This window comes from Kocuria sp. CPCC 204721, from assembly GCF_040980945.1.
GTDB lineage: Bacteria > Actinomycetota > Actinomycetes > Actinomycetales > Micrococcaceae > Kocuria > Kocuria marina.
Genome location: NZ_JAVKPO010000038.1, coordinates 1 through 1668 on the forward strand (window position 1 = coordinate 1; position 1668 = coordinate 1668).

Consider the following 1668-nt stretch of genomic DNA (forward strand, 5'->3'; position numbering starts at 1 on the left):
CCGGGGGAGGTGGCGGTGAGGGACCCGCCGTGGGCTTCGACCAGTGCTTTGGAGATGGTCAGGCCGATCCCGGAGCCGCCGTGGTCGCGGTCGCGGGCGGTGTCCCCGCGGTAGAAGCGTTCGAAGACGTGGGACAGGTGTTCGGCGCTGATGCCATCACCGGTGTCGGCCACGTGGATGGCGATCTGCCCGGGACCCTGCCGGGCCGCCCTCAGGATCACCTTTCCGCCCAGCGGGGTGTGGCGCAGGGCGTTGGTGAGCAGGTTGCCCAGTACCTGGCCCATCCGTTGCCGGTCCACGTCCACGGTCCCGGCCGACTCGTCGATGTCGAGCTCCAGGGCTACGCCCTTGGCGGCGTAGCCCTCCCGGTGGGCCTCCACGGCACTCCGGAGGAGCTCACCGACGGGCTGCTCGGTGCGGTCCAGGTCGATCCGGCCTTCCTCGGCGCGGGAGACGTCGTTGATGTCGTCCACCAGCCGGGTCAGTCGGGCCAGTTGCTCGCTCATGAGCTCACTGGTGGTCTCATCCCAGTGGGTGACCCCGTCCTGGAGGGCCTCGCAGTAGACGGTGAGCACCGCGATGGGGGTGCGCATCTCATGGGCCAGGTCTGAGAGCATTCGCCGGCGGGTGTCCTCGGTGCTCCGCAGACGGGCGGCCATGGTGTTGAACGAGGAGGCAAGGGCCTCGACCTCCGCCCCGGCGCCCATCGCCGGGACCCGGGTGTCGTAGCGGCCGTGGGCCATGCCCTGGGCCGCCTCGGTCAATCGTTCCAACGGCCCCCGGATACGACGGGAGCACCAGGCGCTGACCACCAGGGCGCAGACCAGGGCGGTGCCCAGGGCCACGCCCAGGGTGATGAGGTTGGTGTCGCGGTAGGCCTGCTCCACGTGCAGCAATTCCGGGGAGTTCTCCGGGTGCCCGGCCATGATCAGGTGCTCGTGGAAGATCGCCGGGCCGGCCAGGGAGGCCACCACGACCGCGGCGAGCAGGCTGGCGGCCACCACCAGCAGCTGGGCGAGCAGGAACCGGGAGACCAGCCCCCGGGGGCGTCGGGTCATCGGGCCCCCATCCGGTAGCCGACCCCGCGCACCGTGTCGATATGGGCGGTCGGTTCCTCGCCCAGCTTACGGCGCAGGTGGCCGATGTGCACGTCCACGATCCGCTCGTCGCCCACCCAAGCCGGGTCCCACACGATGTCGATGAGCTGACGACGGGAGAACGCCTGGTGTGGGCGGGCCGACAGGGCCGCCAGCAGGTCGAACTCGGTGCGGGTGAGCGCCACCGGATCGCCGCCCACCCGCACCTCGTGGGCGGTCAGGTCGATGACGAGGTCCCCGAACACCCGCGCCGGTTCGGCCGGGGCCACGGTGGGGCGGGGCCGGCGCAGCACCGCGGCCACCCGGGCGACGAGCTCGCGCACGCTGAAGGGCTTGGTGATGTAGTCATCGGCCCCGGCGGCCAGCCCGGCCAGCTTGTCCTCCTCGTCCCCGCGGGCGGTGAGCATCAGCACGTAGCACTCCGAGAAGGCCCGCAGCCGCCGGCACACCTCGACCCCGTCCAGCCCCGGCAGCCCCAGATCCAGGACCACGACGTCCGGGTGCTCCGTGCGGGCGGTCTCGAGGGCGGCGGGGCCGGTGTGCGCCTGGGCGACGGCGTAGCCGGCGCGGG

Annotated in this window: 2 protein-coding genes; both read right to left on the bottom strand. The window is 72.2% G+C overall.

What is annotated here, in order from left to right; genetic code table 11:
- On the bottom strand, positions 1-1058 hold a 1058-nt coding region (locus RF637_RS13720), incomplete at its 3' end, for a sensor histidine kinase (protein WP_368845119.1).
- Positions 1055-1668, bottom strand: a 614-nt coding sequence (locus RF637_RS13725; protein ID WP_368845120.1) for a winged helix-turn-helix domain-containing protein, incomplete at its 5' end; no start/stop codon positions are given. The genes RF637_RS13725 and RF637_RS13720, both read right to left, overlap by 4 nt.